Source organism: Catalinimonas locisalis (genome assembly GCF_038039535.1).
Lineage (GTDB): Bacteria > Bacteroidota > Bacteroidia > Cytophagales > Cyclobacteriaceae > Catalinimonas.
The window spans coordinates 293,048-316,286 of the sequence record NZ_JBBPHP010000001.1 but is presented as its reverse complement, the minus strand read 5'-3'; the positions used below and the strand labels follow the sequence as shown (position 1 = coordinate 316,286).

The following is a 23,239-nucleotide window of genomic DNA, read 5'->3' as shown; positions in this document are numbered from 1 at the left end:
TATGTTCGCCTGAAATTACGCCTTCTGTCCAAATTTAATTTTACATATCGCGCATATACTTGGTCTGAATGAATAAGATTTACCCTTATCCCATATTTATTTTCGTTTTGTGTTATTTCTCTGCTTTTGGGCAAAAAAATATTGAGCGCCCCGGCTTAAACATCAATAAAACGAATGAACCTATCCAACTGGATGGTGTAATGAGTGAAGATGTATGGCAAAAAGCGGATGTAGCTAAAAACTTCTGGCAAAACTTTCCGATGGATACTTCGCTGGCAATCGCTCAGTCTGAAATCCGTATGACTTACGACGATCAGTTTATCTACATTTTTGCCAAGTGCTACAGTACTTCTGAGGATGGGGATATTTACTATGTGACCCCATCTTTAAGACGGGATTTTCGGGGCTCAGGTAATGACATGATCACTTTCAACTTTGATACTTTTCAGGGGCAGACCAATGCTTTTTCATTTGGGCTCAACCCTTATGGAGTACAAAGAGAGGGGCTCATCGCTAATGGAGGTTCTTTGCAGGAAGATTTTGATCTCTCATGGGATAATAAATGGTACTCATCTGCCAAGATTTTTGAGGGTTACTGGACTGCGGAGGTAGCCATACCGTTCAAAACCTTGCGTTTCAAAGAAGGAAGTACCGAGTGGTTCATGAATTTTTATCGGCTGGATAGCCATACCAATGAACGAGCCGTATGGAGTCATATTCCGCGTAATTTTCGTTTGTATTCTCTCGCTCATTCCGGAAGGCTTATATGGGATCAGCCCCTGAAAAAGCCAGGTGCTAATATTTCACTTATCCCATACGTTGCCGGGGGAGTCAACCGTAATCACTTGGAGGGTACGCCAACAGAAAAAAACCTGAACGTAGGGGGTGATGCCAAGATCGCAGTTACTTCTTCGCTTAACCTTGACCTGACGGTAAACCCTGATTTCTCTCAGGTAGAAGTAGATGAGCAGGTAACCAATCTGGATCGTTTTGAAATCTTCTTCCCGGAAAAGCGGCAGTTTTTTCTGGAAAATGCTGATCTGTTTGCCAACTTCGGAATGGAAAATGCCCGCCCCTTTTTCTCCCGCCGCATAGGCGTTGCTATTGATTCTGCCACCGGCCAGAACGTACAAAACCCCATTCGTTTCGGTGCCCGCCTCAGTGGAAGCATTAATCGAAATTGGAGGGTAGGGTTGATGAATATGCAAACCGGAGAAGATAAAACTATCAACCTGCCCAGTCTCAATTATACTGTCGGTGCAGTGCAACGAAGAATGTTCAAGCGCTCAAATTTATCATTCATTGCGATCAATAAGCAATCCCTCACCGATACCATAACAGATGATTTTACCCTACAATCTGGTAAGTACAACCGTCTCTTTGGAGTAGATTATAACATGGCCTCCGCTGACAACACTTGGAATGGAAAGTTCTATTATCACCATTCTATTGATCCGGCCAATCCTGAAAACACCTACGCACATGGAGCCAACCTCATTTATAGCACCTTACGATGGGATATCAGTTGGCTGCACCAGACGATTGGTGAAAATTTTAACGCTGAGGTTGGTTTTGTGCCTCGTACCGGCTTCAATCGCATTATGCCTTCGGTGGCTTATCGTTTCTTTCCCAAATCCAGAAAGCTGGTGAGCCACGGGCCGGGCCTGGAATATCAATATTGGTGGAATCAGGAATTGGGCATGACCGATGCTAACCTGCGGTTTTTCTATGAACTTATTTTCTCCAATACCAGTGAATTAACTGCGGCTTATCTGAATGACTATGTGTATCTGTTTGCCCCCTTTGCCCCCAGCCGCGAAGGTGTTCCTTTTTTTACCGGTGAAGATTTCCAAATGAATAGTATAGACATCACCTATTTATCCGACCGACGCAAAAACTTTTTTTATGACCTGAATACGATACAGGGACAATATTATGACGGCATGCTCAATTATTTTAAAGGTACTTTCACCTATCGGGCACAGCCCTACGGCCTATTGTCTTTAGACATGACCTACAGCCGCATCACTTTGGATGAACCTTATACCAGTGCTAATTTATTCCTGATTGGGCCTCGTCTGGACCTCACTTTTACCAAGAGCGTTTTCTTCACCACCTTTGTTCAGTACAATAGTCAGTTTGATAACATCAATGTCAACAGTCGTTTTCAGTGGCGCTTCAAGCCAGTATCTGACCTCTTTATAGTGTATACCGATAACTACGTGTATGACATCCACGATCGGATTAACAATTTTGATGTAAAAAACCGGGCCCTGGTGGTAAAGCTTACTTATTGGTTGAATATCTGATCAGGAACGGGCTTCCTGCATAGCCATGAAAGATGCTATTTTTGAGGAAAGTATTTTCACATCTTCTTCTTTATGCAATGCATTCAGTACTACCCTGGTCACCGGTGCGCTATCAGGATTGGGGTAAGGAAAACTGGAAAGCACACATGTATCCTCTACTGCCTTAGAGAGCTCATTATGAGGCGTATAGAATACCGGGTAAGTTTCAAAATAATTGAAAAGGCCACTGTCTTTAATCTGCTGTTGAAACTGTTTTACTCTTTCTTTTAAACTTATTCTTGCTGACTGATAGAGTGGTTGGGCTCTGAGGAAAGCGTACAGATAAGGAGGAGGAATTGGAGAGGCAGCTGTAAAAAAAGGGCTTTTTTTGAGTTGACTGACCAAGCTTTTTGAACCCGCTACTATACCTCCGGGAACTCCCAAAGCCTTACCTATTGAACCTACAATAGTAAGCTGGATGTGCTTTGGTAAGTAAGACTTTATTTGTGAAATGATACCCTCTCCTTTTTCCCCTAAAACACCCAATCCATGTGAGTCATCAATGATCACATGAATATTTTTCTCAGCCGGAAGGTCAGCCAGCCAGTTAAATTTGTATTTCTCTGCGAAGAGCGGATCTAGTGAGTTAGTCACGATAATCACTTCTTCCGTAGGAGCAGAAGAAAGCTGAGTAGGTAAGGATAATACCCAGGATGGAAAACTGCCCGGCCATACCTCCTGGTCTGTCTGCCATACTGCCGGATGTGTTTGGGGTGCAAAAATATACTGCACATCCTTAGGCAGAGCATTCATTAAGGCTTGCCCTGCCTGGTAGCCGGAAGAAAAAGTGAGTACAGCATCCAGCCCTAATAAGATTGATAGAAAATGCTCTGCTTCCTCATAAATCGCCAATTGCAGATTGGAAGAGCGCGAGCTGGAATAGTTTCCTCCATAAGCTCTGATACCTTCCATCAAAAGTTGCTGGTAAGCAGGCTGATGATTGATGCCCAGATAGGAGGTGCCGCTAAAGTACAGCTTTTCCTGTCCATCTATTTTGACCGTACGTCCGGGAAGTGCATCAGTATAAGTATATGGCATATGTGAAAATTAGGAATTACCAGCTTTCTGAAATGGGAACGCCTAGTCGGCGACGCTTAGTCCTGGCAGTTCTAGTAAAGTTATAACGCTTGTAACTGATTAGACGTAATCAGTTTTGCACCGGTACCGTTTTCCTGCGCGAAATCTACGCCATCAGGTTTCACTTTTACACCGGTAGCAATATCTTCTGCTAGTAAAAGTGCACCATCCATATCTACGTAATCCAGCAGGGGTGATAAATGTGCGATGGCCGAGATACCCACGGTAGATTCTGTCATGCAGCCTACCATCACTTTCATATTCAATTCTCGTGCTTCAGCGATCATTCTGAGGGCAGGCGTTAATCCACCGCACTTGGTCAGCTTAATGTTGATGCCATGAAAATGATTGTGACACTTCGCTACGTCTGTTTCGGTAATACAACTTTCGTCTGCAATCAGTGGCAGGACCGAATGTTTGAATACTTCTTTCATGCCTTCCATATCATTAGCATGCATAGGCTGCTCTATAAACTCTACTCCCAGTTTTTTTAGCTCTACCGAATTATTAATGGTTTCTTCTACTCCCCAAGCACAGTTGGCATCTACTCTGAATATGGCATCGGTATGCTTTCGCAGTTCTCGGACAATCTCAAGATCTTCTTCCGTACCCAGCTTGATTTTATAAAGTGGCCAGGGCATGGCTTTCATCTTCTGCACCATTTTTTCAATGGTATCTATCCCGATAGTATAGTTGGAGGCAGGTGCTTTTTTTGGATCAAGCTCCCAAATCTGGTACAGGGGTTTGCCTAGCTTCTTACCGTACAGGTCATGCGCAGCCATGTCCAAAGCACAAAGCGTAAAAGAACTTTTTTGTAGGTGTGGAAAAAGGTGCTCCCAGAAAGCCGCAGGTTTGCCTGCCAGCCCACTTCCCTCCTGGATATCGCTAATCTCAAAACTTTCAATCATCTCCCTCAGGCCTTCTATTTCTTCCTGCATCTTCTCTACCGTAAAGCCATAGTAGGGATTAGCAGTTGTTTCACCCAAACCACTTACTATTTTGCCATTAGCATTTTTATCTTCCAGCTCAACAATTAGTGTCTCCTGAATATCTCTGGTTTCCCTGGCTATGGTAAATCTATCTCTGATTTTTAGGTCAAAAGCGTGTAGTTTAATTTTCATCTCCTCTGAATTTATTCTCTTCTTGATCTATATTTTAAAGTACTTACTCCTTTATACCAATTTACACCTGCGCAAATTTATATAAAAATATTCCAATTTTTAGGTAGTTGGTTTTTCCAGCAGTACCAATTTCTTTTCATCTGCATTGAGCCGCGCATTTATCCCAAAAGGCAAAGTCATGTTTTGCTTAATATGCCCGAAAGACAAACCGTAGATAACAGGAATTCCCAGACCGGCAAGTCTGTCTTGCAGCACCTGAGCCAAAGAAAGGGAGTTGTCCTCATCCTTTGCTTCGCAATCGTTGAATACACCCAACACGATTCCTGCGACTGCGGGTAATTTATTTTCGTCCAGCAACAGTTGTGTCAGCATTCTGTCCACTCTGTAAGGAGCCTCTCCTACTTCTTCTATGAACACGATTTTGCCCCGCATATCAAGGTCGTACTTTGTACCGGCCAGCATACTCATCAGGGATAAGTTGCCCCCCATGAGTTCACCTTCGGCCTGACCGGGTGTAAGGGTAATTATCTGTGGTGGCGGTGCTATTTCTACCTCCACTTCACCTTCTTCCGTATCCATATCTACGGAGGTTTCTACTTTTTGATTGTCGTACTCCAATGGATTCTCCGGCTCCATCAGTACTTTTTTGAAGTAGCTGGTTGTCACTTCATTGTAATCAGAGGTCCCCATAGGTCCATGATAACAAACCAGTCCTGCCTGTCCGTAGAATGCATACAAAAGCGCAGTAATATCACTGAAGCCAATGAAAGGTTTGGGGTTATTACGAATCACATCAAAATCCAGGTAAGGTAGTATTCGTCCACTTCCATACCCTCCTCTCCCGCACATAATTCCGTCAATTCCTTCATCAGCAAACATCTGATTGATATCTTCGGCCCTTTGCTCATCCGTTCCTCCCAGGTAACCTTTTCTGACCAGCATGTTGGGAGAGTATCGCACCCTGAATCCTAATTTCTCCAGCGCTAAAATAGCGTTGCGCAACTGTTCTTCAGTGAGATAAGTAGCCGGCGTTAATAAACCAATAGTATCACCCGGCTGAAGACGTTTGGGAATAATTTTTTCGGCAGTTGAGTGCAAATGTGCCATAGGCGGAGAATGGGTTAGACCCAAAAATGGCAATGTAGAAGCTGAGGCAGATAGCTGAGAGATAAACTTTCTTCTGTGCATGGGATTATACTTGATAAAGTCCGCAAGTTAAGTGTTTTGCAACAAAGCCGTAGGCAAAGCCGCTCTTTTGCGCAAAATGATGCGTGTTAAAAAATAAACTCTTAGCTTTGCGGAAAATTTCATTGACTCATATTAAAACGTAAACTCAATATGGCAGGAAAAAAGACATTCACCATGATCAAGCCCGACGCTATGGAAGCGGGCAATGCAGGAGCAATCATCAAAATGATCCAGGAGGCTGGTTTTAGAATTTCAGCGATGAAAATGACGAAGCTGACCGAAGAAACCGCCGGACAATTCTACGCAGTACACAAGGAGCGTCCTTTCTATAAGGATCTGACTACTTATATGTCTTCCGGACCTATCATTGCCATGATATTGGAAAAAGACAATGCGGTGGAAGACTTCCGCAAACTAATTGGCGCTACCAATCCTGCTGATGCAGCAGAAGGAACCATCCGTAAGTTATTTGCCAAGTCAATAGAGGCAAACGCCGTACATGGCTCAGATGCAGACGAAACTGCTGCCAATGAAGCTAACTTTTTCTTCGCAGCAACTGAGCGCTTCTGATAGCCTAATACTGAAACAACTTTTTTCAAAAGGAAGGCAACTTATTGTCTTCCTTTTTTATTGCTGTGTTACTTTAGAGGACTTTTTTTTGAAGAACACTCTTCTGATCCATTTTGGAAGAAAAATCGCTCCTAAAATCAAGTAGGGATAATAAGAGAGCATCCTCCACAGGATATTGGTTACAAAAGTGTAATCGCCCAGAAACTCAGTAAAGAACTGCGCAAAAAAGAACTCCGCTGTACCACTACTTCCTGGAGTCGGAGAGATAAGCATGGTAATCCACATCATCAAATGCCGGCAGAAGATCAGCAGATGTTCTATAGGTGTAACATTGGTGAAAGCCGCAATCAGGCAGTTAAGCATGAGGTAGCGTGCTGACCAGATCAAGAAAGTAGCAATAATGATTTTAGCCCAGTAGCTAAACTTTTTACCTCTTAGCAGCTCCGAGGCAATAATAATTTCATCTCCATGCGTGCCTGCCGCATGCCTCCAGCGGCGTAAAAAGCTGATGGAAGTTACTTTGAGTAATAACCATTTAAACCCTCTCGGCCTGATAAAAATGGCATAAAACATAAAAAAGGTATAGATGGTGATAAGGACGTAACTGATCACGAAAAGCACTTGTAGGCTGTTGCCCAGCTTCACTTCCATCTCACTGGCATCGGGAAAAAGCTCTTGTGCAGTAAATAACAAGGCTACCGGGGCCACCAGTACGAAGAAAAGGTTATCCAGTATAGCCGTTAGCATCACGTATGCCAGAGACTTTCCCAAGCTTATCCCTTCTTTTACCAAGATAAAGACTACTACTGATGTTCCTCCTACTATAGAAGGAGTAACTGCTGAGGCAAACTCCCAAAAAATAATCACATAAATACTACTATTCCAGGAGAGCTCATGATTGGTTAATGTTTTGATACGGTATACATAGCCAGCATCCCGGGCAAAAATGACCAGAAAAGCCAGTACAATAGGGAGAACAGAAGCTTCAAATATCAGCTTAAGCTTGTCTGCTGTGAGGTCAGGATCGCTATAAAACATATAAAATACAATACCCAGTCCAATGACTACAGGTATCCATATTTTATTAGGATTAAGCGTCTTAAATATTTTTTTGGAGTTAATATCCATTAGTCAACATGTACATCTTCGTCCTCTTTCTTCAAAACCCAGAAGTTGTTGTAGCCTTCACCGAGTTGCAATGTTACTTCATTCAGTTGGAGCAATTCCAGGATCGCAAGAAAATTAAAAATGACAGCTATTTTATTTGGATCATCACTAATGATATCCTGAAATGAAACCCGTTTCCGGTTTTGAAGATTGTTGAGTATATAACCTTTCTGTCCGGAAATGGTGTATGGATATTGTACTACCTGATGAGGTTTCTCGCGTTGTTTAAGCTCAAATCGCTGAGTAACCCGCTCAAACACCTTCAATAGCTTGTATAAAGTTACATCCTGAAGCTCGGCTTCTACATTATTGGTTTCTGCAAGTTTCTTAATTTCCTGAACCAGATTTCCGCGCTCATGTTTTAAAGCCCGGTCTTCTTCCATCTCAGCCAGTTCCTTGATCACCGATTTGTACTTCTTGTACTCCAGTAGATGTTTCACCAGTTCTTCACGTGGGTCTACTTCTTCACCTTCTTCGTTCAAGACCGGGCGAGGCAATAGCATCTTGGCTTTGATACGCATAAGGGTAGCCGCCACCAGTATAAATTCGCTGGCTACCTCTATATTCATTGCCTCCAGATGCCGTATGTAGCTGAGAAAGTCGTCCGTGATTTTGGATATAGGGATATCATGGATATCCAGCTCATCTCTTTCAATAAAGAAGAGTAGCAAATCGAAGGGCCCTTCAAAACGGGGAAGTTTGATCTCAAAACTCACAGTGTCTTTCTTTTATCTGATGAATCAGTAAATTTACTAGCATAAAATCTAAGCAAATTTATGACATTATTATGCAATAAATGTTCTCTTATGAAAAAACATCGTTCCTTTGCACCTTATTTCTTGCAAAACGGTTTTAGAAAAGTAAAACATTCATTGATTGTCATAGTTTCAGAAATACAATTAAGAAAAATTTCATCATGCTCATTAAGCCCGGTCCGATTCTAGCCCAGATTAATAGCCCTGCTGACGTTACAGCCCTAAGTCAAAACCAACTGGTCCAACTCTCCCAGGAACTACGACAATTCATTATTGACACTGTATCTGTCTATGGAGGTCACTTTGGGGCCAGCTTAGGTGTGGTAGAGCTTACCGTAGCACTCCACCACGTATTCAATACTCCTTATGACCAGTTGGTCTGGGATGTAGGGCATCAGGCTTATGGGCATAAGATACTCACCGGCCGTCGTGATCTCTTCCATACCAACCGTATCTATAATGGTATCTCGGGCTTTCCCAAGCGAAGCGAAAGCGAGTATGATGCTTTTGGCGTAGGACATTCCTCGACTTCTATTTCGGCTGCACTGGGCATGGCAGTTGCATCTAATTATGAAGGGCTTAATGACAAGCAGCATATTGCGGTTATCGGTGATGGTGCCATGACCGGTGGTATTGCGTTTGAGGCCATGAATCATGCCGGTGTATCCGATACAAATTTGCTTATTGTCCTCAATGACAACTGCATGTCTATAGATCCAAATGTTGGCGCTTTGAAGGACTATTTGACTGATATTACGACTTCTCAAACTTATAATAAGGTTCGAGATGATGTGTGGAAAATGCTGGGCAAGATTAGTAAATTTGGAAAGAGTGCCCAGGAAGTAGCTTCTAAAGTGGAAACTAGCCTTAAGGCATTTTTACTCAGACAAAGTAACCTTTTCGAGTCACTTAATCTTCGTTATTTTGGTCCTGTAGATGGTCATGATGTGGATCATCTGGTACATGTAATGAAAGACCTGAAGAAGATTCCCGGGCCTAAAATACTTCACTGTGTTACTGTAAAAGGTAAAGGCTACTCACTAGCCGAGAAAGACCAGACTAAGTGGCATGCGCCTGGTAAATTTGATAAAGTAACTGGAGAAATCCGCAAGAAAGTTTATGATATGCCCCAGCCACCTAAATATCAGCAGGTATTTGGGCATACTATTGTAGAACTGGCAGAGAAGAACAAAAAGATTATGGGAATCACCCCTGCTATGCCTTCCGGTTCTTCCCTTAATATTATGATGAAAGCCATGCCCGACCGTGCTTTTGATGTAGGCATAGCCGAGCAGCATGCAGTTACTTTCTCTGCCGGACTGGCTACTCAGGGTCTGATTCCTTTTTGTAACATTTATAGTACCTTCATGCAAAGGGCATATGACCAGGTTATTCATGACGTCTGCATACAAAAGCTCCCTGTGATCTTTTGCCTTGACAGAGCCGGAGTGGCTGGAGCTGATGGTCCTACCCATCATGGAGCGTACGACCTGGCCTATATGCGCTGCTTACCACATATGGTAGTATCTGCGCCTATGAATGAAGCTGAGCTGAGAAACCTGATGTACACCGCTACTTTGTATAAAGACGGCCCCTTTACCATCCGCTATCCTCGCGGACAAGGGGTAATGCCTCAATGGCAAACACCGATGGAAGAAGTTGAAGTAGGAAAAGGAAGAAAAATACAGGAGGGAGAAGAGGTAGCTATTCTTACGATTGGTCATATCGGAAATTATGCAGTAGAGGCTTGTAAGCAATTAGCTGTTGATGATATGCACCCTGCGCATTATGATATGCGCTTCGTCAAACCACTGGATGAAGAAATGCTGCATGAAGTATTTAATCGTTATAAAAAAGTAATTACCGTAGAAGATGGCTGTCTGATGGGAGGCTTTGGTAGTGCAGTATTAGAGTTTATGGCTGAGCATGGTTATGCAGCTCAGGTAAAACGCCTCGGCATACCGGATCGTATTATTGAGCATGGTGAGCAGATAGAACTTCACCGTGAGTGTGGGTATGATGCAGAAAGCATATCTAATGAAGTAAGAGCTCTACTCAACGTAAATTCTCTAGTGAGTTAATTGCTACGCTACGACTCAGATTGATTATGAAATAAAAAACCTCTCAGGATATTAAGTTGAGAGGTTTTAATTTTTATACATTAAGGAAAGCTAACTAAACTTCATGATCAACCAAAGTACCAAATAAAAGATTATTGGTGAACCAAAGCCAATGATAGCAGCTATGGCAAACAATATTCTTATGATAGTGGCATCCCATCCAAAATACTCTGCTATGCCTCCACACACACCACCAATGACTCTGTTGGTATAAGATAAGCTTAGCTTTGCCATGATTATTATATTTTATTTAAGCAACTACTTCTTTCTTAAACTCCTCATATACGGAGGCAATTCCTTCACGTAAGCCGATTTTATGTTTCCAGCCGTAGCTATGAAGTTTACTTACATCCATCAGTTTACGGGGAGTACCATCAGGCTTGGAAGTATCAAAACGTAACTCTCCTTCAAAACCTATTATATCTTTGATGAGAAGAGCCAGGTCCTTAATTGCGATATCTTCGCCTGTACCTATATTAACAAGCTCAGGCTCATTATAATTGTCCATCAGATACACGCAGGCCTCTGCCAGATCATCCACATGTAAGAATTCTCTCTTAGGGCTTCCGGTACCCCAGATTTCTACAAACTCAGCATTACTTTCTTTAGCCTCATGGAATTTACGAATTAATGCTGGCAATACATGAGAATTATTCAGATCATAATTATCATTCGGCCCATATAAGTTAGTCGGCATGGTAGAAATAAAATCGCAACCATATTGAAGACGGTAATTTTCACACATCTTAATCCCTGCAATTTTAGCAATGGCATAAGGCTCATTGGTATATTCTAAAGGTCCTGTGAGCAGATAATCCTCTTTCAAAGGCTGAGGAGCCATTTTGGGATAAATGCAGGATGAACCTAAGAATTGTAGCTTTTTCACTCCATGCTCATAACTCTGGTGAATGACATTATTCTGAATCATCAGATTTTCATAAAGAAACTGGGCACGATAGGTATTATTGGCATGAATACCTCCTACTTTAGCGGCCGCCAGAAATACATGTTCAGGCCTTTCCTCTGCAAAAAATTTAGCCACCGCCTGCTGATCTTTTAGATCCAGCTCTTTGGAGGTTTTCAGGACAAAATTACTGAAGCCTTTACTTTGTAAGTTGCGTAGAATAGCAGAACCGACCATACCTCTATGGCCGGCTATATAAATTTTAGCGTCTTTTTCCATAATCTTATTCGTGATAGCTGTACACCTTATGACCGCCTTTCAATAAGAATTTATCCCTCTTGAACAAGGCCACATCTGACTGTACCATATCTTTTACCAGGCTTTCCAGTGTAAATTCCAGCTTCCATCCAAGTTGCTCACGGGCTTTGGTGGGATCACCAATCAGTAATTCAACCTCAGTAGGACGATAGTACTCAGGATCAACCTTGATCACTTCTTTACCAATTTCAAGCTGAAAATCAGGGTTAGAGCAGCTTACTACTTTACCTATTTCATTTACACCTTCACCTTCAAAACCTAACTCAATACCGAGCTCTTTAAAGGACATACGCACAAAATCACGAACCGTTGTAGTGATTCCGGTAGCAATCACATAATCTTCGGCTTTCTCCTGCTGTAAAATGAGCCACATAGCCTTTACATAATCTTTGGCATGTCCCCAGTCACGTTTGGCATCCATGTTTCCCAGATAGCAGATATCTTGTAAGCCCAATGCAATACGAGCAGCAGCACGGGTGATTTTACGGGTTACAAAAGTTTCTCCCCGAATAGGAGACTCATGGTTAAACAAGATACCATTGACAGCAAACATATTATAAGCTTCACGATAATTAACCGTAATCCAGAAGCCGTACATTTTAGCAACAGCATAGGGAGAACGGGGGTAGAAAGGTGTTTTCTCACTTTGAGGCACTTCCTGTACCAGACCATACAATTCTGAGGTAGAAGCCTGATAAATTTTAGTTTTGTCCTGAAGACCCAGGATACGAACTGCTTCCAATATTCTTAACGTACCTAAACCATCCACATTGGCAGTATATTCAGGCTCGTCAAAACTCACTTTTACATGAGACATAGCACCCAGGTTATAAATCTCATCCGGCTGCACTTCCTGCACAATACGGATGATATTGGTAGAATCTGTAAGATCACCATAATGCAGCTTGAACTTAAGATCTCTTTCGTGAGGATCCTGATAAAGGTGATCTATACGATCGGTATTAAAAAGAGAAGTTCTGCGTTTGATTCCGTGAACTTCATAACCTTTTTTGAGAAGAAACTCAGCTAAGTAGGCTCCGTCTTGTCCGGTAATTCCTGTGATTAACGCCTTTTTCATGATTAACTAATTAGAAATAAATATTTTAAACGAATTCGTTGTATCCCTTTTCTTTGATGTCGCCTAAGAATTTTTTGACCATTTGTTCCTGGTCCTTTTGGCATATCATCAACGCTTTACCATCGTAGATGACGATGTAGTTTTCCAAACCCTGTACCACAGCAAGATGGTCTTTCGGCACTTTAATGAAACACTCTTCGGTGTCGTAAGCAAGCACTGTGCCTTGCAGGCTGTTGCCGTGTGCATCTTTTTCCTGCTGTGAGTCAATGGACTTCCAGGTTCCCAGGTCAGTCCAGCCAAAATCTGCTGGAATCACATATACATTATCTGCCTTCTCTAGGATACCATAGTCAATGGAGATATTGATACAAGCTTCATACGTGTCTTTGATAAAGCTTTCTTCTTTCTCAGAATAATAAATATCTGCTCCTTTTTCAAACAATTTGTTAACGTCCGGCAAGTATCTTTCAAAACTTTTTATTATCGCAGAGGCGCTCCAAACAAAAATACCTGAGTTCCAGACAAAATTACCTGCTTTCAGAAACTCTTCTGCAGTAGGCAAGTCAGGTTTTTCCTTAAAAGCAGCAACTTTATAAACGCCATCCTCGGCTTTGGCCTGATCATATTCTATGTAACCGTAGCCTGTATCAGGACGGGTTGGTGTGATGCCAAACGTAATCAGGTCATCCGTTTGGGAGGCTACTTCCAAAGCTTTTAATGCTACATTAATAAACTGATCCTGCTTGAGGATGAGGTGGTCAGCAGGAGACACAATGAGGTTTGCTTCAGGATTTTTCTGAGCAATTTTATGTACTGCGTATGCCACACAGGGGGCTGTATTACGCAGTTGGGGTTCTAAGAGAATCTGATCATCGGTCATGGCAGGAAGCTGTTCTTTGATCAGATTGTAATAATCCTGATTGGAGATGATGTAAATATTCTCCTTAGGACATACATCCAACAGTCGGTTATAGGAAAGCTGAAGAAGACTTTCACCTACTCCTAATACATCATGAAACTGCTTAGGAAAATGCTTACGACTCACTGGCCACAACCTCGTCCCTATGCCACCCGCCATGATGAGCGCAAAGTTATTCTTATTTTTTTGCACTTATTTAATATTTAATTTAATAATTCTATGCAAATATAGATAAATCTTTAAATAATCAAAATCTTACGCACTTATTACATAGGACGAATTGCAGATAGCACCAAAAAGCTTCCATTTCTTAAAGATTCCTTATTATACACAAAAGGCTCAGGGCCTGTACCCTGAAGAACTTTTCCTCCCGCACATTCTACTACCACCTGACCGGCAGCCGTATCCCATTCCATGGTGGGACCATGCCTATAATAAATATCTGCTTTACCTTCTGCTACCATACAAAATTTCAGCGAACTTCCCTTTGAAATGCTTTCCGTCACTTTATATTTTTTCAGTAAGTACTCCTCTTCGTCAGATGCATGGCTGCTACTCCGTACAGCTACCAAGTTTTCTGTTTTTTGATTCACTTTGATAGCTACAGGATTGCCGGGTAGCTGTTGTTTATAGGCGCCCGCTTTTAGATCTTCCCCATAACCTTCTTTAGTAGCCAAGTATAGTTCTTCTGTGACAGGTGTATAGATTACCCCTACTACTGGTGTCCCCTTATGAATCAAAGCGATATTTACAGTAAACTGCCCGTTACGTTTTATAAACTCCTTAGTTCCATCCAGCGGATCTACCAGCCAAAAGTATTCCCAATCTTTACGTGTAGCATAGTCTATATCTTTACCCTCTTCAGAAATTACCGGAATATTAGGATATGCACTGCTCAGGCGATCCATAATTACATGATGCGAGGCTTTATCTGCAGTTGTTAAAGGAGAATCATCTGCCTTAAAATCTACAATCTGAGAAAAATCGGCATTATGATAGATATTTAGAATTTCTTTGCCTGCCTCTATGGCAATTTCACCTAGCGTGCTAATATTAATCTTCTGCGACATAATGATTTGGAATCAATGATATGTTGATGTGTATTTTGTTAGAAAAACCGAAATCAAATGAGGGGATTGCTGAAAGTAGTTTATTAAGTATGGTAAAAAATATATATTGCTGATATTCGGCTCATGCAAATAAAGACAATTACAATCTAAAATCAATGGAAAGCAAAGCGAGAATCAGAATTGCTATTAATGGAGGTGAGTTTGAGATCGAGGGTACTGAAGATTTTGTGAATTCTTATGCAGATACGATTAAAAGCTTTACTAAAATACTTCGGGAAGCTCCTGCTAACATTCAAACCGAGCAAGATGTTAATGCTTCAGGAAGGCAATTTAGTATATTTGAAACCCCGGAGCCGAAACCTTCTTCTAGCGCTCCGAACGGAAAATTGACTGCTGCTTCTTTCGGAGAACTTTACTACAAAGCCCCTAAAAACATCAGCAAGACTGATATTGTCCTCCTTGCCAGCTACTATATTCAATCCAAAAATGATGAAGGCACATTTACTACCCAGGAAGTAAACAAACTACTTCGTGAACATGGAATTGACCTAACGAATACTTCTCACTTCAATAAGCTGAACCAGGATTACAAAAAGGTCTTTAAGATGCGACAGGGACGCTATAAAGTAAGCGAAGAAGGGGTTGAGCACCTTAAAACCATTCTTCGCTAAGATTATCCCAAAATTATCTCTGTAGCCTCTGCCAGATCTTTTACAATGTACTGAGCCTGCGTTTTTGCTTCTGTTGGACTAATCAGAATGGATGGAATACCAAATTGTCTTGCCGGAATGATATCTCTTTCTTTATCCCCTATCATCCATGACTGTTCAGGATCAATATCAAAACGAGCAATCGCTTTCTCAAACATCAGGGTGTCCGGCTTTCGGGTAAGTGACTCAGTAACTGTAGGGTGATGAGGAGCATAATATACTGCATCAATCACATCATCTGTTTGCTCATGCATGTAATGATGACAGGCTCTCATATCCCTTCGGGTATAAATTCCCTTGGCTATCCCGGATTGGTTTGTCACCACTACAAGCAAAAAGCCCGCTTTCTTCAAACGAGCCAAGGCCTTAGGCACACCTGGTAAAATTTCAAAATGAGACAGATCATAAGCATAATCAACCCTATCCCGATTGATTACCCCATCTCTGTCCAGAAAGATACATTTTGTCATGTATTTGTAAATATGAAGTCTTATGAATATTAAATAATCTGATTCTTCCGTTTCTAAAAAAAAACCGTAGCCCGAAATAACAAATATCAAAGAGTACAGACAAGCATCATTTTGATTAAAGCCCTAAAATGATTTTTACTGTAGCCTAAACTTCTCTATTTTTGAGACTTTTTAACCACCATCAGGATTCTATACTGTGAGCACTTGCCTAGTTGTCATTCCCACTTATAATGAGAGCGAAAATATCAACTCTTTACTGGAAGATATTCTTAATCAGTCTATCCTTTTTGATGTGCTGATTGTAGACGATAATTCTCCTGATGGCACTGCTCAGTTGGTAAAAGAGAAGCAGTATAAGTATCCTGATAGAATACATCTGATGGAACGCGAGAAAAAAAGCGGTCTTGGACCTGCCTATATAGCGGGTTTCAAGCGGGCACTGCTCATGAACTATCTTTACATTTTTGAGATGGATGCAGACTTTTCTCACAACCCCAGTGATCTGGTAAGGCTCTATGAAACTTGTGCCCATGAAGGTTACGATCTGGCCATTGGCTCACGTTACGTCAGTGGGGTGAATGTGGTGAACTGGCCTATGAGCAGGGTGCTCATCTCTTTTTTTGCCAGTATTTACATACAAATGGTGACCAGTATGCCTATCCGCGACGCTACCGCTGGTTTTAAATGTTATCATCGTAGCGTACTGCAAACCATAGACCTTGATAGAATACGTTTTATCGGTTATGCTTTCCAGATAGAGATGAAGTTTACTGCCTGGCTGTACGATTTTAAGATTAAAGAAGTGCCTATCATTTTTACCAATCGTACCAAAGGCGAATCCAAGATGTCCCCACGTATTTTCTGGGAGGCATTCACAGGAGTAATACATATGAAAATTCGCAGCTTTTTCCGCAAATACAATCGCTAATTAATCAAAGCGAATTGCCTTAATTGGATTGATGCGCAAAATGATCATGGTTGGGATATTCAGCACCAGTACCACAATGGCAAAAGTAAGTAGGTTAAGCCCTACAATTGCCAGTAAATCCCATTGAATAGGTACATAGTCCATATAGTAATTTTCCGGATCTAAGGGGATGATCTTAAAAAAATACTGAAGCAGCCCAAAGCCGATCCCAATCAGATTACCGAGCATCATTCCTCTCACAATAAGCAGAATTCCATTGTAACGGAATATTTTTCTGATTTGCCGGTTCCTGGCCCCCAAGGCTTTAAGAATGCCAATCATCTGGGTTCTTTCCATGATCAGGATGAGCAGGATGCTAACAATATTGAAACAGGCTACAAAAAGTATCAAGGAAAGAAAAATAATAACATTATTATTGATTAGGTCAAGCCACTCAAACATTTGCACATATTTATCCCCTACTTTTTCTACAAACAAATCGTAGTCAAGATCATTCTGCAAACGGTTCTCTGCCTCTGCCATTCTATCATAATCTTTCAGGTATATTTCTATACCCCCCACCAGTGAGTCTGGCCATTGGTTAATTCTCCTCACCAGACCGATATCCCCTATGATCATCTGCTCATCAAACTCTTCTATGCCTGTATTGTAGATTCCCTGCACATGTAGCTTACGTACCCGGTAGGGATCAATAAAAAGCATCTTTACATCATCACCTACTTTAAGCTGTAGCGCATTTGCAATTTTGTTGCTTATAAGTACTTGTGTAGAATAGCTATTTGGGCTATCGCTGCTACTATCAGCAAAATGAATGAATGAACCTGCCAGCAGATTGTCTTTAAAACGTAAACTGTCAAAGTTTGGCCCTATTCCCTTAATAAAGGCACCATAAACTTCGTTATCCGTCTGTAATAAGCCAGCGGTATGACCAAATACCTGCACATGATCAATAAAATCAAATTGTTCAGGGTTTTGGATCAGGGGGTTATTTACCGATATGGGTTCTTCCTGTAATGAATTATCAAGTGAATACTTGGTTATCTGAATATGTCCATTGAAAGTAAAAATCTTATTGGTAATTACTCTTTTGAATCCTCCCAGAATAAGAAAAGATACCAGCATAGTAGCCAGCCCCAGCGCAATACTTGCTACTGCTATTTTATTAATAGTGGCTGAAAAAGACTTATTCTCAGCTTTATTAATTTTTTTTGATATGAAATAAGGGAGATTCAAGGAATACTAGCTGATTTATCTTCTTTAATCACACATAAATGAGGCTGCGTGTTATATCTAAAAAGTATTTATACATTTACAGCCATATTTTGTCCGATGCAAATTAAACAACTTTATGCGTCTCATCACACTAATATCCCTCTTTATTCTTCCATTCGCCCTGGCTTGCCAGCCCGAACTTACAGAAGATAATAATACGATTCAGCCTGCCGCCTGGCAGACAGATGCCTACCTACCTCTTCTGGAAGGTAAAAGTGTAGCGGCTGTAGTCAACCACACTTCACATATCGGAGATACGCACCTGGTAGACTCGTTACTGGCAAGGGGAGTAAATCTCAAGACTATCTTTGCTCCCGAACATGGTTTCAGGGGTGAAGCAGGGGCAGGTGAGCACATACAGAACTCAACTGATAGCAGAACAGGCCTGCCAATCATATCTTTGTATGGTAGCAACAAAAAGCCGACTCCTGAACAGTTAGAAGGTATTGATATCGTCATTTTTGATATTCAGGATGTAGGTGCCAGATTTTATACCTACATCAGCACTATGCATTATGTGATGGAAGCTTGCGCAGAGCAGGGTAAGAAAATGTTGATTCTGGACAGACCCAATCCTAACGGATATTATGTGGATGGACCGGTGCTGGAGATGGAACATCAGTCTTTCGTAGGTATGCACCCTATTCCGGTAGTCCATGGACTTACCGTGGGAGAGCTAGCCCAGATGATCAATGGGGAAGGCTGGCTTCCCGATGGAAAAACCTGTGATATAGAGGTGGTCAAAGTAAAAAACTATACCCATCAGGATAACTACTCATTACCCATCCGGCCTTCTCCCAACCTGCCTAATGACCAGGCAATTAACCTTTATCCTTCTCTATGTTTTTTTGAAGGCACCGTAATGAGCATAGGAAGAGGCACTCCTTTCCCTTTTCAGGTAATTGGCTACCCCGATCCGGTCTTTTCGGTAGCAGCAATAAAAGAAATGCAAGCACCAGATACTTTAAGCTTTGTACCTGAGGACATAGCTGGCGTAGCCATGAACCCCAAGCATGAAGGAGAACGCTGCTATGGAGCGGACTTGAGGGAAAGAAAGCCGCTGACAAATCTTAACTTAAATTATTTGATAGGTTTTTATCAGAATGCTTCTGATCTGGGTATCAGTAATGAAGATTTTTTTCGTGAAGATTTCTTTGATTTACTGGCAGGCACCGAGAAACTCAGAGAGCAACTTACTTCAGGAGTTACCGCTCAGGAAATTAGAAGAAGCTGGACGGATGATCTAAACCAATATAAAAGCATGCGGAAGAAGTATCTGCTTTATGAGGATTTCGAGTAGCTATCATAAAACATTTAATACTGCACAAGCATTAACTATTTATGAAGAAAAATCTCAGGATCATTTTTATGGGGACTCCCGAGTTTGCTGTTCCTTCACTACAAATCTTGGTTGAAAATCAATTTGAGGTAGTGGCAGTGGTTACTGCGGCAGACAAACCACGGGGACGAGGACAGAAAGTGATACCTTCTCCGGTAAAAGCTTATGCGTTAGAACATAACATCCCTGTACTTCAGCCTACCAATCTTAAGAGTCCTGATTTCCATAAGGAGCTAAAAAGCTACCATGCTAATCTACAGGTGGTAGTTGCATTTCGAATGCTACCTGAACTTGTATGGGATATGCCGGAAATAGGGACATTTAACTTACATGCTTCTTATTTGCCCCAGTATCGTGGGGCAGCGCCCATCAACTGGGCCATTATGAATGGTGAAACCGAAACCGGCGTTACCACCTTTATGCTTACCCATGAAATAGATACCGGAAACATACTTTTTCAGGAAAAAGAACCTATACACCCTGATGATACAGCGGGCTCATTGTATGAAAGGCTCATGCAAAAAGGTAGTAAGCTGGTCCTTAAAACCGTAAATGCTATTGCCAACAATGATTATCAATTGCAGCCTCAAAATACAAAAGGTATAAAGCTTCAATCGGCTCCCAAGATTCATCGGGAAACATGTAAAATTGATTGGAACCAGTCCGCTGAACAGATACGAAATTTTGTGCGAGGGCTATCCCCCTACCCTGCTGCCTGGACTACCCTGGATACTCGTACAGGTGAAAAAATTTGTAAGGTCTATTCCATTTCCAATACGCATGAGAAAAACCCCAATCTTGCAGCCGGACAATACATCACTGATAATAAAAACTTTATTCATATTCAGACACAAGACTACCTTTTATCCTTTGATGAACTTCAGATTGAAGGAAGGAAAAGAATGTCTGTAGAGGAATTTTTAAGAGGTAACACCCTATGATCAAATCTATAATTGCTGCCAAATCGGTCAATAATGTCATTGGTAAAGAAAATGATCTGGTATGGCATATGCCAGCTGACCTGAAATTCTTCAAGAATACTACCAAAGGGCATTATGTGATTATGGGAAGAAAAACTTTTGAATCTATGAATGGGCCGCTACCCCACCGTACTCATATCATTATTACCCGCAATCCTGATTTTGAGGCTAAAGGCTGTTTTGTAGTAGATAATATCGACAAAGCTTTTCAGATAGCTCAAGAACACCAGCAAGACGAGGTTTTTATTTTAGGTGGGGCTGAAATTTATCAGCAAACGCTTAATAAAGCTGATAAAATGTACATCACAGAAATCAAATCAACTTTTGAGGGTGATGCTTTTTTCCCTGATATTGATAGTAGCTACTGGAAAGAAAGTAATCGTGAAGAGCATGAAGCTGATGAAAAGAACCCTTACCCCTACGCTTTTGTAGAATATCTGAAAAGGTAGTTAATATAAAGATTCTAAAGCTTCAAAAAGAGAAGCCTCCATTTCCTCAAATCGGGCCACTGCTTTTTCCATAAACTTTCCTTCAAGCATCTTTTTTATATCATCATCACCTGTTACATCCATTTCAGGTACCTTGAAGGTTTGTTCAATCACTCCTCTTTCCAATTTGATTAAATATTTATTGTTCCAGGCAAAAATTGTAATCTTACACTTCTCATGTGGTACTTCTCCAATTACTCTCATGTGCTAATTTTATTCTAAAGTCACCAATTTATTACATTTTTAATCTAACATACTTTTCCTCAGCCTGCAAACCACTTTTTTGTCTTATTCACTGTATTTCTTGCTCAGGTACAATTTTATTAAGTATTTATTTGTATTATTAATATATTTTATATTATTTTTGAAATATATTTACATGCATATGAAATACTGTATATTTCTATTTTTATATAGTTTGTGGTCTTTGAGCTATAGCGTTTATGCACAGGATACTCCTCTGCTGGCAATTGCAGATTCTGTGGTTACAGAGCAAATTCATGCAAGTATCGAGAAGAAGAAAATTCCCGAAGACAAAGTCAAAGATTCTGAAGTCCTTCATTTTCAGTTTGATACCGATAAAGAGGGTCAATCAAGAATACTAATCCACCTGAGCGACTCTGTTCAGCTTCTGACAATCAGTGCTTATAACCTTATGGGTGAATCAAAGGAGGCAGTACGTGAGCAGGCATTAAATCCAGGTTTTTATGAGTTTGCTTTACCTAAAAATTCTTCGGAAAGCTTGAATTACTGGCAAGTAAGCATGGAAGGACAAAAAGTGATTAGTTTCATCAGATAAAGAATTAATCCTATGAAAATACTGATAGTGGATGATGATGATATCATGTTACAATTGGTAGCACATCAGTTAAGAAATTTGGGGGAATACGATGTTTTCACTGCGGCCAATGGAAAAAATGCCATCCAGCTTGCTAAGAAACACCAGCCTGATATGATTATTACTGATTTATTAATGCCAGTAGCTTCAGGTACTGAATTGGTTGAGTACATCAGGGAAACTCTAAAGCTCAGCGCTTATATTATTGTGGTTTCTTCAATTGGCTTAGAGCATATCCAAAAAGAAGCCCTGGAGATGGGGGCTAACCGTTTTATGACTAAGCCTTTTGACCTTAGACAACTTATGGAGTGTATACAGGAGGTTAACATGATGACCCAGGCTTCATGAAAAGGTATCTGTGTACTATAGTCGTATTACACATTGCTTTTTTAGCTTTTAGTCAGACTGACTCCCTTTATCATGCAGCCCGTCAGCATGCTTTTGATGGTAACTATGCCCAGGCACATCATGATTTAAATATTATTTTAGATCAGCTTCCTGAACATTATGATGCTCTTTTCATGCGCGCTATGGTAAGCGCGTGGGATGGAGAATTCGTGCCTGCGCTACGTCAGCTTAACTTTCTTGCCAAACGTTTTTCACCAACGGAAGAAGTATTGGAAGCCATCGCCAGAATTAATTATTGGGCTGGGGAGAATGTAAAATCTGTAGTAGCTGCCAATGAAGGGTTGAGGCTTTTCCCTGACAATGAAACCCTAATGTATATCCGTGCACAAGCCCTTACTGCCCAAAAGCAATATGAAGAAGCCATCAGTACCTTAGATACCCTCCTCCAAGCAGAAGATTCAGCAAAGCTCCACAAAGACGCAAAAGATTTAAAGGAAAAGGTGGAAGTGCTAAGACGAAAAAATGCTGTTGGAGTGGAATATACACAAAGCCGTTTCAGCAACACTTTTACTCCCTGGCATCAGTTCACTGCTTTTTATCAGAGAAAGCTCCCTCATACTTTGTTGATTGGCAGGATACAATATGCTCAGATGTTTGATCAGCAGGGAGTTCAGGCAGAAGTAGATGCATATCCTCAAATTGATGCCAGTACTTATGCTTATTTGAATGTGGGTATTTCAAACGCGACAGTTTTTCCCAAAGCCCGCTGGGGTGCAGAAATTTTCAGGCTCCTTCCTAATGCTTGGGAGGCTTCAGCCGGAGTGAGAGGACTTTATTTTCAAGATTTGCCTATCCATATCTACACTGCTCAGTTAGGACGCTATTTTCCTGCCTACTGGCTTTCTGCAAGAGTATATATGTCTACTTTAGAAAACACTACCCCTTTTACTGGATTACTTACAGCAAGGAGATATCTTCAAAATGAAGATCATTATACTACACTTTATCTGGGAAGTGGTGCTACGCCCTTAAAGGTTAATAGTCTGGTAGAAGTACAAAGACTGAATGCCAGTTGGATAGGAATTGATTATCAGCACCCCATAAAGAAAAGGTTGTGGCTCATCCGCTCATCTGTAGAATTTCAACAGGAAGAATATCCTGAGGTCAGGACTACTGATCGCCTTAGTTTTACTATCCATCTGGAAAGGAGGTTTTAGTTTGAAAAATATTC

24 protein-coding genes are annotated in these 23,239 nt (G+C 41.1%); 11 read left to right on the top strand and 13 right to left on the bottom strand.

Going from position 1 to position 23,239, the window contains the following annotated elements; genetic code table 11:
* Positions 1-68: 68 nt before the first annotated feature.
* The gene (locus WJR50_RS01415) at positions 69-2,309 is read left to right on the top strand and encodes a DUF5916 domain-containing protein (RefSeq protein WP_341291422.1); all 2,241 of its coding nucleotides are present in this window, start codon (positions 69-71) and stop codon (positions 2,307-2,309) included.
* On the opposite strand, the gene WJR50_RS01410 is transcribed toward WJR50_RS01415, so the two are convergent.
* From WJR50_RS01410 to WJR50_RS01400, 3 genes are all read right to left on the bottom strand, one after another.
* Positions 2,310-3,386: an aminotransferase class I/II-fold pyridoxal phosphate-dependent enzyme gene (locus tag WJR50_RS01410; RefSeq protein ID WP_341291421.1), complete on the bottom strand. Its 1,077-nt coding sequence runs from the start codon at positions 3,384-3,386 to the stop codon at positions 2,310-2,312.
* Between the two features lie 80 nt (positions 3,387-3,466).
* Positions 3,467-4,546 carry a dipeptide epimerase gene (locus WJR50_RS01405; protein WP_341291420.1) on the bottom strand — a complete coding sequence of 360 codons (1,080 nt, stop codon included), beginning with the start codon at positions 4,544-4,546 and terminating at the stop codon, positions 3,467-3,469.
* A gap of 99 nt (positions 4,547-4,645) precedes the next feature.
* Complete coding sequence (locus tag WJR50_RS01400; RefSeq protein ID WP_341291419.1) at positions 4,646-5,734, bottom strand: S66 peptidase family protein; 1,089 nt, start codon at positions 5,732-5,734, stop codon at positions 4,646-4,648.
* Positions 5,735-5,884: 150 nt separating this feature from the next.
* Between WJR50_RS01400 and WJR50_RS01395 the strand changes: the two genes are divergently transcribed.
* Positions 5,885-6,304: a nucleoside-diphosphate kinase gene (locus WJR50_RS01395; protein WP_341291418.1), complete on the top strand. Its 420-nt coding sequence runs from the start codon at positions 5,885-5,887 to the stop codon at positions 6,302-6,304.
* Positions 6,305-6,361: 57 nt separating this feature from the next.
* Here WJR50_RS01395 and WJR50_RS01390 read toward each other — a convergent pair whose 3' ends face one another.
* On the bottom strand, positions 6,362-7,432 hold the full coding sequence (locus tag WJR50_RS01390; RefSeq protein WP_341291417.1) for a lysylphosphatidylglycerol synthase transmembrane domain-containing protein: 1,071 nt from the start codon (positions 7,430-7,432) through the stop codon (positions 6,362-6,364).
* Positions 7,432-8,187, bottom strand: a complete 756-nt coding sequence (locus tag WJR50_RS01385) for a segregation and condensation protein A (protein WP_341291416.1) — start codon at positions 8,185-8,187, stop codon at positions 7,432-7,434. Before WJR50_RS01385 ends, WJR50_RS01390 begins: the two co-directional genes overlap by 1 nt.
* Positions 8,188-8,387: 200 nt before the next feature.
* On the opposite strand from WJR50_RS01385, the gene dxs reads away from it, so the two are divergent.
* Complete coding sequence (gene dxs, locus WJR50_RS01380; RefSeq protein ID WP_341291415.1) at positions 8,388-10,307, top strand: 1-deoxy-D-xylulose-5-phosphate synthase; 1,920 nt, start codon at positions 8,388-8,390, stop codon at positions 10,305-10,307.
* Between the two features lie 90 nt (positions 10,308-10,397).
* Here the strand turns inward: dxs and WJR50_RS01375 are convergent, their stop codons facing one another.
* The 5 genes from WJR50_RS01375 to cysQ all read right to left on the bottom strand — a co-directional run bounded on the left by WJR50_RS01375 (position 10,398) and on the right by cysQ (position 14,635).
* Entirely contained in the window at positions 10,398-10,580 is a 183-nt protein-coding gene (locus WJR50_RS01375; protein WP_341291414.1) for a PspC domain-containing protein, read from the bottom strand.
* 16 nt (positions 10,581-10,596) lie between these two features.
* Complete coding sequence (fcl, locus tag WJR50_RS01370; protein WP_341291413.1) at positions 10,597-11,529, bottom strand: GDP-L-fucose synthase; 933 nt, start codon at positions 11,527-11,529, stop codon at positions 10,597-10,599.
* 4 nt (positions 11,530-11,533) lie between these two features.
* On the bottom strand, positions 11,534-12,646 hold the full coding sequence (gmd, locus tag WJR50_RS01365; protein WP_341291412.1) for a GDP-mannose 4,6-dehydratase: 1,113 nt from the start codon (positions 12,644-12,646) through the stop codon (positions 11,534-11,536).
* 25 nt (positions 12,647-12,671) lie between these two features.
* Positions 12,672-13,757: a mannose-1-phosphate guanylyltransferase gene (locus WJR50_RS01360; RefSeq protein ID WP_341291411.1), complete on the bottom strand. Its 1,086-nt coding sequence runs from the start codon at positions 13,755-13,757 to the stop codon at positions 12,672-12,674.
* Between the two features lie 74 nt (positions 13,758-13,831).
* On the bottom strand, positions 13,832-14,635 hold the full coding sequence (gene cysQ, locus WJR50_RS01355; protein WP_341291410.1) for a 3'(2'),5'-bisphosphate nucleotidase CysQ: 804 nt from the start codon (positions 14,633-14,635) through the stop codon (positions 13,832-13,834).
* Between the two features lie 155 nt (positions 14,636-14,790).
* Between cysQ and WJR50_RS01350 the strand changes: the two genes are divergently transcribed.
* The gene (locus WJR50_RS01350) at positions 14,791-15,306 is read left to right on the top strand and encodes a hypothetical protein (RefSeq protein WP_341291409.1); all 516 of its coding nucleotides are present in this window, start codon (positions 14,791-14,793) and stop codon (positions 15,304-15,306) included.
* A 2-nt stretch (positions 15,307-15,308) separates the two neighbouring features.
* Here the strand turns inward: WJR50_RS01350 and WJR50_RS01345 are convergent, their stop codons facing one another.
* Positions 15,309-15,905, bottom strand: coding sequence for a D-glycero-alpha-D-manno-heptose-1,7-bisphosphate 7-phosphatase (locus tag WJR50_RS01345; RefSeq protein ID WP_445223443.1), 597 nt, complete (start codon positions 15,903-15,905; stop codon positions 15,309-15,311).
* Between the two features lie 106 nt (positions 15,906-16,011).
* On the opposite strand from WJR50_RS01345, the gene WJR50_RS01340 reads away from it, so the two are divergent.
* Positions 16,012-16,743 (top strand): polyprenol monophosphomannose synthase, encoded by a 732-nt coding sequence (locus WJR50_RS01340; RefSeq protein WP_341291407.1) that lies wholly within the window; start codon positions 16,012-16,014, stop codon positions 16,741-16,743.
* Here the strand turns inward: WJR50_RS01340 and WJR50_RS01335 are convergent, their stop codons facing one another.
* Complete coding sequence (locus WJR50_RS01335; protein ID WP_341291406.1) at positions 16,744-17,976, bottom strand: ABC transporter permease; 1,233 nt, start codon at positions 17,974-17,976, stop codon at positions 16,744-16,746.
* A gap of 115 nt (positions 17,977-18,091) precedes the next feature.
* On the opposite strand from WJR50_RS01335, the gene WJR50_RS01330 reads away from it, so the two are divergent.
* From WJR50_RS01330 to WJR50_RS01320, 3 genes are read left to right on the top strand one after another with little or no spacing between them, the layout of a single operon-like run.
* Positions 18,092-19,315: an exo-beta-N-acetylmuramidase NamZ family protein gene (locus tag WJR50_RS01330; protein WP_341291405.1), complete on the top strand. Its 1,224-nt coding sequence runs from the start codon at positions 18,092-18,094 to the stop codon at positions 19,313-19,315.
* A gap of 41 nt (positions 19,316-19,356) precedes the next feature.
* The gene (fmt, locus tag WJR50_RS01325) at positions 19,357-20,295 is read left to right on the top strand and encodes a methionyl-tRNA formyltransferase (protein WP_341291404.1); all 939 of its coding nucleotides are present in this window, start codon (positions 19,357-19,359) and stop codon (positions 20,293-20,295) included.
* The gene (locus tag WJR50_RS01320) at positions 20,292-20,783 is read left to right on the top strand and encodes a dihydrofolate reductase (RefSeq protein WP_341291403.1); all 492 of its coding nucleotides are present in this window, start codon (positions 20,292-20,294) and stop codon (positions 20,781-20,783) included. Before fmt ends, WJR50_RS01320 begins: the two co-directional genes overlap by 4 nt.
* Here WJR50_RS01320 and WJR50_RS01315 read toward each other — a convergent pair whose 3' ends face one another.
* Complete coding sequence (locus tag WJR50_RS01315; protein ID WP_341291402.1) at positions 20,784-21,026, bottom strand: hypothetical protein; 243 nt, start codon at positions 21,024-21,026, stop codon at positions 20,784-20,786.
* Positions 21,027-21,249: 223 nt separating this feature from the next.
* On the opposite strand from WJR50_RS01315, the gene WJR50_RS01310 reads away from it, so the two are divergent.
* Genes WJR50_RS01310 through WJR50_RS01300 form a run of 3 tightly spaced genes read left to right on the top strand, consistent with a single transcriptional unit; the run spans position 21,250 to position 23,225 of the window.
* Positions 21,250-21,621, top strand: coding sequence for a hypothetical protein (locus WJR50_RS01310; protein WP_341291401.1), 372 nt, complete (start codon positions 21,250-21,252; stop codon positions 21,619-21,621).
* A gap of 12 nt (positions 21,622-21,633) precedes the next feature.
* Positions 21,634-22,008: a response regulator gene (locus tag WJR50_RS01305; RefSeq protein ID WP_341291400.1), complete on the top strand. Its 375-nt coding sequence runs from the start codon at positions 21,634-21,636 to the stop codon at positions 22,006-22,008.
* Entirely contained in the window at positions 22,005-23,225 is a 1,221-nt protein-coding gene (locus WJR50_RS01300) for a YaiO family outer membrane beta-barrel protein (RefSeq protein WP_341291399.1), read from the top strand. Before WJR50_RS01305 ends, WJR50_RS01300 begins: the two co-directional genes overlap by 4 nt.
* Positions 23,226-23,239: the final 14 nt, after the last annotated feature.